This is a genomic window from Streptomyces sp. NPDC048392 (assembly GCF_043200575.1).
Lineage (GTDB): Bacteria > Actinomycetota > Actinomycetes > Streptomycetales > Streptomycetaceae > Streptomyces.
On sequence record NZ_JBICYB010000081.1, the window covers coordinates 1 to 8,413 of the forward strand.

Annotated in this window: 7 protein-coding genes; 4 read left to right on the plus strand and 3 right to left on the minus strand. The window is 65.8% G+C overall.

The window, feature by feature from the left end:
• Positions 1-32: 32 nt before the first annotated feature.
• The gene (locus ACGFYH_RS37020; protein ID WP_393807564.1) at positions 33-2,885 is read right to left on the minus strand and encodes a sacsin N-terminal ATP-binding-like domain-containing protein; all 2,853 of its coding nucleotides are present in this window, start codon (positions 2,883-2,885) and stop codon (positions 33-35) included.
• A 626-nt stretch (positions 2,886-3,511) separates the two neighbouring features.
• Here ACGFYH_RS37020 and ACGFYH_RS37025 point away from each other — a divergent pair.
• Both ACGFYH_RS37025 and ACGFYH_RS37030 read left to right on the plus strand, forming a co-directional pair.
• Positions 3,512-4,147, plus strand: a complete 636-nt coding sequence (locus ACGFYH_RS37025) for a hypothetical protein (RefSeq protein WP_393807565.1) — start codon at positions 3,512-3,514, stop codon at positions 4,145-4,147.
• Entirely contained in the window at positions 4,116-5,297 is a 1,182-nt protein-coding gene (locus ACGFYH_RS37030; RefSeq protein WP_269958912.1) for an XRE family transcriptional regulator, read from the plus strand. The genes ACGFYH_RS37025 and ACGFYH_RS37030 overlap by 32 nt, the downstream gene beginning before the upstream one ends.
• Before the next feature lie 124 nt (positions 5,298-5,421).
• Here the strand turns inward: ACGFYH_RS37030 and ACGFYH_RS37035 are convergent, their stop codons facing one another.
• Together ACGFYH_RS37035 and ACGFYH_RS37040 are read right to left on the minus strand one after the other, a co-directional pair.
• Positions 5,422-6,948 carry a LacI family DNA-binding transcriptional regulator gene (locus ACGFYH_RS37035; protein ID WP_393807566.1) on the minus strand — a complete coding sequence of 509 codons (1,527 nt, stop codon included), beginning with the start codon at positions 6,946-6,948 and terminating at the stop codon, positions 5,422-5,424.
• A 51-nt stretch (positions 6,949-6,999) separates the two neighbouring features.
• Entirely contained in the window at positions 7,000-7,380 is a 381-nt protein-coding gene (locus ACGFYH_RS37040; protein WP_393807567.1) for a helix-turn-helix domain-containing protein, read from the minus strand.
• Between the two features lie 264 nt (positions 7,381-7,644).
• On the opposite strand from ACGFYH_RS37040, the gene ACGFYH_RS37045 reads away from it, so the two are divergent.
• A complete protein-coding gene (locus tag ACGFYH_RS37045; RefSeq protein WP_393807568.1) occupies positions 7,645-8,046 on the plus strand; it encodes a transposase in 402 nt (133 codons plus the stop codon).
• Positions 8,046-8,357, plus strand: coding sequence for a transposase (locus ACGFYH_RS37050; protein WP_393807569.1), 312 nt, complete (start codon positions 8,046-8,048; stop codon positions 8,355-8,357). The genes ACGFYH_RS37045 and ACGFYH_RS37050 overlap by 1 nt, the downstream gene beginning before the upstream one ends.
• Positions 8,358-8,413 lie beyond the last annotated feature (56 nt).

The window sequence follows — 8,413 nt, forward strand, 5'->3', positions numbered from 1 at the left end:
GGCCCTGCCTTCATGCGCGTACGACCGCAAAATCACCCGACCAGGAACTCCGTTCGACTTGCACGTTCCAAGATCGGTTGAGATACGGCTTCTGAGTCGTCCACCGGGCCGGAGGTCGTAGTGCGCTTCCGCAGCTCCTTCAGACGCTTCATCAACTGAGGGATGTCGGGATTACCGTTCGTCCCAAGAGCCGCCAGGACATCGGTCCGGTTGGCCACTGCCTCCTGGATCGCAGGGTGCAAATACCCCGGGTCGTCCTGCCCGTACAGCGCCCGTGCGTCACGCGTACACAAGTGCACTTGTCGCGGAGGGAGGAGGTTGCCGCTGGTGTCCTCCAACCAGGCGACCTCCCGAAGCCGCCACACCCAGAGAGCACTCGTCTGACCGTGCACGTTCCATCCGCGGTACGCGTCAGCCACCTGGACTTTTGTGTGCTCGGATGACGTGATCATTCCGGGCCTGCCCAGCGTCTGCAGCAGGGCTGCCGTACGACGCCTGCGCTCCTCCGAGTTCTGCTCAGCGACGATGTGCTGCACCACGGCATCCAGGTCCGGACTGATGCGGTCATCCAGCGTGAACTGCGCACCCATTCGACGCAACGCACTCGTGCGAGCGGATGGCGACGGCCCGCAGTCGCGCGCCAAGCCGATACGGGAGTCCGTCGCGTACTTCTTGGTTGCCAAGCCAGGCGGAGGCTCCTTCAACCTCGGCGTGTCGGACACCCCCAGGAGACGCAGGAACCCCGTACGACTCAGCCCGCACTCGGCTTGGGACAGAAGGGCACGAGCATAGGAACGGTGTACCCATCTGATACCGGGAGTCTTCCCCGCAGCAACGGCGAAACGGTCTCCGTCGGCAGTCTCCAGCGTCTGCGGCAGATATGCGTGAGCTGGCAGCACCCGGCACGGCTGCTCGTTGCCATCGGACTCGTACGCGTAACCGTCGAGGAGTACGGCCTGCCCGATGCCGGCGCCGAGCCGCTCTCGCACCTTCTTGGACACTTCACCCAAGGCCCTTTGAAGAGCCACGAGCTGCTCAATTCCGCACCCGGCGTCACCACCGATTCGTCTGCCCGCGCGTCCCATCTGGTCGATACGGCGCAGCACGGCCGCGGTGTCGTCCCGCCGTACCAGACAGCCCTGCGCCCCCAGCCAGTCGAGTACACGACTGGGCCACTCGGATTCGCGCACGTAAGCGGGATGGAGGTCAACAACGACGTCCAGCGCATCCAACGGTCCGGTGCCGCGCGGCCCGGCATCCTGATGTTCCGCGAAAGCGACGTCGACTGCCATCGGCTGCAGACGCCGACCGTCGGCTGTAATGACACACGGCCGACTGCGCAGCAGGAAATCGAGTCTTCCCTCGATGGCAACAGCCGTGAGGCGGATGGTCTGTGCGACGTCGTACTCAGTGTTGTCGAGTGAGTTGAGTGCGTCTCTGACCCCTACCTCAGCAGCAAGGTCCGCGGCGCCGTTGCCGCGCCAATCGGTGAGGACATCGCGCCACCGACCTGCACCGTCGCGTGCGGGTCGCGGGAATGTATCTGGCAGCCCAGCCAGCCGGGCGATGTCCTCGTCGTCCAGCACGTCCGACAGCCGTGACTCCTCGACAGCGAGCTCGGAGAGCGACTTTACGGTCCCATCCGAGCAGGGCAGCGAGAGCCGAGGTGCCAACCATGTGCGGGAGCGGTCGACCAACGCTGCGCGAATACTGTCCTGGAGCCGGGCGGGTGGCGAGGGGTCGGAGGGAGAGGGCAACGGGATGAGGTGCCACGCAGACGGTTCGCCATTGCAGAGTACGTCGAGGGCAGCGGCCGCCCAGAGGTCCGCGACGAGTGGTACCAGCTCCTCGTTCCATCGGCTGGCTGCGAATCCTTCGCGGCTGACCACGGGGTCGAACTGGGCGTGCACGCGAGTCGCGACCTTCAACTCGGTCACCGGTAGTCCCGCGTGCACACTCCCTGTCTCCGGCCCATCTAGCGGCAGCGCGACGGCGATCGGCATGGAAGCGCCAACCGCTTTGTGTCGGCGTGTACTCGCGTCGCGTGGTGCTACCTGGGTGTCGTACACCCGCCACAACGCCCCACCAGTCGCCCGCGCTTCACGGATCCGAACGACCGCTTCCACGCCGTCAACGCTGAGCTTTTGTCGGCCGATCTCCGCCCAGCTCAGCCTGAGCGTGACCGACGGCGTTTCGTCGTCGGTGCTCTCCTCGTCCAGGAAGTCTTGAACGGCTTCGACCTCCCGTACGTTCCGGAGGAAGAGCAGAGAGCTGTCGTTCCATGTCTCGAACCAGGCGAAGAGGTTTGAGGCTGGGAGTACGCCGGGAGCCAGAGGGATGCGGAAGACCGTCCACTCTGGCCCCACGAGCCGCTCTGGTACCTGCAGTGCCTCGACCGGCTGCATCGACAAGTCGGCGAACCTGACGTGGAAGGGGTGGCAGTGCACCTCCCAGGTGGTGGCGAGAGCACGCAGCGTCGCCAGCCCGATACCGAACCGTCCGGTGGCCTCCGCGTCGGAGGTCTTTCCACTGAGCCAGGGCAAGCCGAGCAACAGAATGTCGGCCAGTCGCACGCCCCTGCCGTCGTGGGCGATCAACAGCTCCTCGGGGCGCCAAATGAACCGAACCTGGCTAGCCCCCATGTCGTCAGCGTTCTGCACCATCTCGGACAAGACTTGCAGCCGATCCGATGACAGAGTTTCTGCGCCCTTTTGCCCTCCCTCGGCCATCAGCCGGAAGACGCCAGGGCCACTCCGAAGGCCCTCTTCGAGGAGCCCCACCGCGCGAGCGGCCTGCCCAACGGTCTCGACGCAGATGCCCGGATCCGTCCGCGGATCCGACAGCAGTGCCCCCACTGCCGAGATGAGCTCCTCGTCCTTGTCCACCCGAATCTCCTCCCCATGGCCTGTTGTTGTTGAGAGCGCCCCCGCGCCCCGCCCAAGAATCGGGGCAGATCACGATTCATCTGGCAGTGACCGGCGTAATCTCGCCAAACGTCGGCACACGCGGGCCACCGAGTCAGTCCTTCAAGCACTGGTCAGGTCGTGTGCCCCAGTCCGCGCTGGTACGCCGCCATCAGCCCACGCCCCAGCGGGCGAACGACCGGAATCGCCTGACCTTGGGGCCCGATTGTCAGACCGGCGTGCTAGTGGCCACCAGGCGTTGAAGGTCTCACCCCGGCCTCCCTCACAGTGGGGTCAACTCGCATAGCAGGCAGGTGACAACCCGGCGCTGCCGCTATGCCCTACTCAACGCGTTCGCCAGGTCTCCCCCACGGCACGTGCGGCCGACTCAGGAGCCTCCTCCTACAAGCGGGCGAGCTGGACCTCAGCGGAGTTCGGCCTCGTCCCTGTCCTCCTGATCAGTTCCACGTGGTCGAGGTCCATGCAGCAGGACAGTGCTTACGCGCGTCCCAGACCGCTACTGAGTGGCCATCAAACCTTTGGCGCGACAGCATCTTTGATGGTCACCCACCCACACCCTTAACTTTTTCCGTGATATTTTCACGGACGTGATTAAGGATGAGGTCGCGCACATCCGCGACGCCACCGCGCAGCTCTGCGAACCCCTTCACGATGCCTTCGCGTGGGCTGTTCAGCACCAGCGGACTCAGGTGCCCGAGATGAATGGCCACAGCTACGGCTGGATCCGCACGCATATGACCCGCGCCTTCGTCCACTACCGCCTCGGCTCAGCGGCGGCCAGACTCGGCGACTGGAAGCTCAGCGGCAACCACCGCCGGAACGGTGAGCTGTGGCTTACGAACGGTGAGTACTGCACCCGACTGCTGCATGGCTTCAGGGACGATCACGTCCCGGCCCCAGGGCCAAACCGTCAGCGGCGAGCCTTCTACCAGAACCGCCCCCTGACGAAGTTCGGCCAGCCGACCCTGATGGGGCCGGAAGACAACGACCTGCTTATCCTCTGGCGTATCGATGCCGAGGGAGCGCCGTTGTTCCGGGTAGTACGGACCATCGGAACGTGGAGGTTCGGCAAAGAACAACTTGTCGATCTTGATTTTCCGCTGCTCGCCACTGCGTCCGACCTGCGGGACCTTCACTTCGAGCCGCAAGATGAAGGTCTAGAACTCGAACTTCCGGATGAGGAGACGAACGATGCCGACGGCACTGGAGGCTTCCCCTGGTGAGCGGCTGCGGACACTCCGTGACCTCCTCGGGCTCACCGGTGCCGACCTCCACCGCCTGACAGGAATCAGCCAAAGCTGGACATCGCAGGTTGAGACAGGGGCGCGCGAGCCAGCCGAGGACCGGTTGCGCGTGATCGCTGAAGCCACCGATACGCCGATGAGCTTCTTCTACGCGCAGCCTTCCTCCGTGCCACTGGACTCGTTGCGCTTTCGCAAGATGGCAACTGCGAGCCGGACTGTCACACGCCGGATCAGCGCGTTCTACGGCGAAAGCTTCCGTGTGACAGAGGAGATCATCAACAAGGCCGGCTACCCGGCACCGCCACTCCCGTTCGCCAGCGCACCGGAGCTATCGCAAAGCGACGTCGAGGAACTGGCAGCCCAGACCCGCGAGGCCCTGCGCCTGGCCCCAGACAAGCCCATCCCTCACCTCACGCGTGCGCTTGAGCGCGCTGGTATTGCGGTTGCACCCATCGTGCTGCCCGATCCAACGGGCGACTCCGTCAGCCCGACGAACAAGCACTTCGGCGTTTCATACTGGGCCGGTATCGGGGAGACCGCACTGATCGCGTACTTTCCCGGCGCACAGGGCGACCGGGACCGGTTCACCCTGGCTCATGAACTCGGTCACCTCGTACTCCACACCTTCAGGCCACGCGCAGCAGATCCCGAGGGTGAAGCAAACCGATTCGCGGGCGCCCTGCTTGTCCCCTATGAAAGAGCCCGAGAGGAGATCACGGACCGTCTAACCCTGGAAGGCTTCGCTCGCCGGAAGCAGACATGGGGTGTGTCGATGCAGGCCCTGATCCTTCGCGGTGCCGCAGTTGGGCACATCGACGACAGCCGCAAGCGATCGCTCTACGTGCAGCTGACTCAGCGTGGCTGGCGCAAGGAGGAGCCCGTGTCGGTAGGGCAGGAGGCCCCCCTGCTCCTCTGGAGCCTCCTACAGCGACAGTACGGGGACAAACCGTATCTACGCGCGTCAGACCAGCTGGCGATCCAGCCTACGATCCTGCGGTCCATCGCTCCACAGCCGGTCGCAAACACCTTGGCTACACGCTCCGGCCGACCAAGAGCCGATGGACAGGTAGTTGCCTTCAAGCAGCGGGCGAGCCGTCCAGAAGGCGATCTGCGAAGCACTGCGCCCTGATCAGTGAATCGCTTCCAACGGTACTCCGCACACTTCAGAGGGCTGACGAGGGACTCCTTCGCCTCGGACTTGAGACGGGTGGGCCCGGCAGCACTGTGAGCCTTCGGCACCGGGCCCAACCCACCTAGGCAACGCTATGGAGAGCGAGCCTTCGCGAGCGCAGAAGTTCGTTGAGCATGCACACCGGCGATGTGGGGCACATAGCCAGTCGAGCGTCGAGTGCTGCCTGCCATTGCTCGGTCAGCCCGTGCATAAGGCGCTTGCGCATGCCAGGGGTGACGTGGGCGTACCGCGCCGACACGGAGCCGTCGATGTGGCCCATGCGTTCGTCCATAAGGACCTTCTCCGTGCCAAGGTCCTCCATCACGGTCCGGTGGGTGTGGCGAAGGCCGTGGGGCGTGAGGCCCTTGGCGATGGAGAGCCAGCAGGCGTCTGCCCGTTCGCTGGCGCCCCGCCCTCTTGTCGGGACGCCGGGCCAGGACTCGCCGAGCACCGGCACAGGCCGTGGCTCTTGCGGTGCCTTCTTCGGGTACCAGCCGGAGACCGCCGGAGTGAACAGCCAGGTCGCAAAACCGTTCCTGCGCCAATGGGCGGCGTGCTCCGATACGACGCCACCCCGCACGAACCCGAGGTCCGCGACGGCTTGCTCCACCTTCACTCGTGTGGCTTCGGTGACGCGGTCGGGGTGGTTGAGGATGTTGGACACGGTGCCCGTGGAGACTCCGGCTCGGCGTGCGACGTCGACGAGCTTCGGGCCCTGGTGGCCGCCGGTGCGGGCCGCTCCCTGCCCTCGGAAGACATAGGTCTTGCCGTGGCACGGACAGGGCGCGGGCTTCGTACGGGCGATGTGGTTGGCGACCAGAGCTGACAGCCAGTCCATCGCGTCGAGGGTGCGGTAGCTGTCGTCCTTGGGCGGGCAGCGCACTAGCTCGCCCGTGTCGAGTTCATACAGCTGCCACTCCACGCGCACAGCACCGATGCGGGCGAACTCGGTTTCCAGGCCGACGATTTCGCCCCAGCGCATGCCGGTGTAGCCCTTGAGGACCACGGCGACGAACTCGTCGTCGCGGCCGGAGAGCAGGGCGGCCCGTTCGGCGGTCAGCAAGATGCCGAGCGGGTCGGTGACGACCTTCTCCGGGCCGCGGTCTCGGGAGCGGCCGGCGCGCTTGCCGCGCCCGCGCCGGCGCGTGGCCGGGTTGGAGGTGATCAGGCCCTCGTCGATCGCGTCTTCAAGGATCAGGTGGAGCGTCGAGCGCCAGGTCTTGACGCTGGAGGCCGCGTAGAGGGCCTTCTCCTTCTTCTCCCACAGGTCGACGTCCGTGCGCAGGATACCGACGAGCGCCTTGTCCTCGAAGTCGGGGAGCAGGTGCTCCTCGATGTGGCGCTTGTAGTTCTGCATGGTGGAGGCGGCCAGGTCCTGGGCCTCGTACCAGCGGTTCGCGTACTCGCCGAAGGTCTCCTGGCCGAGTGCGGGGTCGCGCCAGTCGCCACGACGGAACTTGTTCTCGGCCTCGGCCGCTGCCCGTTGAGCCTCGCCCTTGGTGGCGAACCTGATCGCCTTACCGTATTCGTCGACGACCGTGTTGTGCTTGCCAGGCGCGACCTTGTACCGGCCGCGCCAGTAGTTTCCGCGCTTCTCCGCGAAACCCACGTCCTGCTGTCTCCCTCTTCGTTGTCATCGTCTACGGCAGATTCCATCGGGTCACGCGACAGCGCCGTACTGCTGCTGTCGGCGCGGCGGGCGGGCCTGCAGGCGAGTCGCCGGAGCAATGACGGGGCGGCGCGGTTGTGCGGAGTCGGTCTGCGCACGGAGCTCGGAGAGCGGTTCGGTTGCCCGTGCGGCAGTCTGCGCAGGCTGGGTCGGCCGCTCCTCGTAGAGACGGATGATCTCGGCGAGATGGTCGGCGGTGAAGCGGTAGGCACGGCCAACCCGGGTGTGCGGTATCAGGCGCCGTCGCGCTCGGTCCTTGACCCACCAGGCCGAGCACCCGAGAGCGTCTGCGATCTCCTCGGGACGGTAGAGGCGGGGCGGAGGGGCGTCGGAGGACCTGTGGGGGGCGGGCGCGGGCGTGGGTCGGCGCAAGAGGGCGGCTCCTAATCGGGAAGTCGGGAGGCGAATGAGTGGGGGCCTCAGGCGACGTCCGGTGCCTGGAGGAGGACGAGGGGCGACACCGGGCACCCGCGATGGCAACGAGGTCGTCAACATCGCATCGCCGCTTGGCAAGTTCGATGCGGGACAGAATTGTGTTGGCCATGGGCGGCCCGAAGCTAAGAGCTCGTAACACGATCTTGGTGAAACGTGCTGGTTGGCCGTGACCGGTGTGACGATTCGGCCGTTCGTGATGGTGTGAGTACTCGGCCGTGGATCGTGGACGACGACTTGTGGGCGCTGATTGAGCCGCTCCTGCCGCCTTGGCCGGAGCGGTCGCCGGGGCCGAGACCGGTGCCGGACCGGCTCTGCCTCCAGGGCATCCTGTTCGTCCTCTACAACGGCATAGCGTGGCAACTCCTACCGCTGGAGCTGGGGTTCGGCTCGGGTCAGACGTGCTGGCGGCGTCTGGACCGGTGGCAGGGGGCGGGGGTCTTCGACCGGTTGCACCAGGTCCTGCTCGCAGAGCTGAACGCGGTCGGCGAACTCGACTGGTCACGGGCCTGCGTGGATGGTTCCCACATCCGCGCGAAAAAGGGGGCGCCGACACCGGTCCGTCGCCGGTCGACCGGCGCAAGACGGGCAGCAAACACCACCTGATCTGCGACGGACGCGGCACCCCACTCAAAGTCATCACCACCGCGGCGAACGTCAACGACATCACCCAGACCCTCAATCTGGTCGATGGCATCCCGCCCGTCGCTGGCCGGCCCGGCCGACCGCGACGGCGCCCCGAGTCTGTCCTGGGCGACAAGGCATACGACTCGAAGGCCGTACGCCTGGAACTGCGGCGCCGCAGGATCCTGCCGGTCATCTCCCTCAAGGGTGCCCCGAACATCAAGGGCCTGGGCAAGCTCCGCTACGTCGTCGAGCTGAACCGCACCGGTTCCAGTAGAGACTCGATTTCATGAAAGGATCGAGTCATGGCACGACCTTCCCGTTATCCGCTTGAGCTGCGCCGTCGCGC

Excerpts from the sequence above, each read along its gene's own strand:
- ACGFYH_RS37030 (WP_269958912.1), top strand. The coding sequence starts at position 4,116 with ATGCCGACGGCACTGGAGGCTTCCCCTGGTGAGCGGCTGCGGACACTC.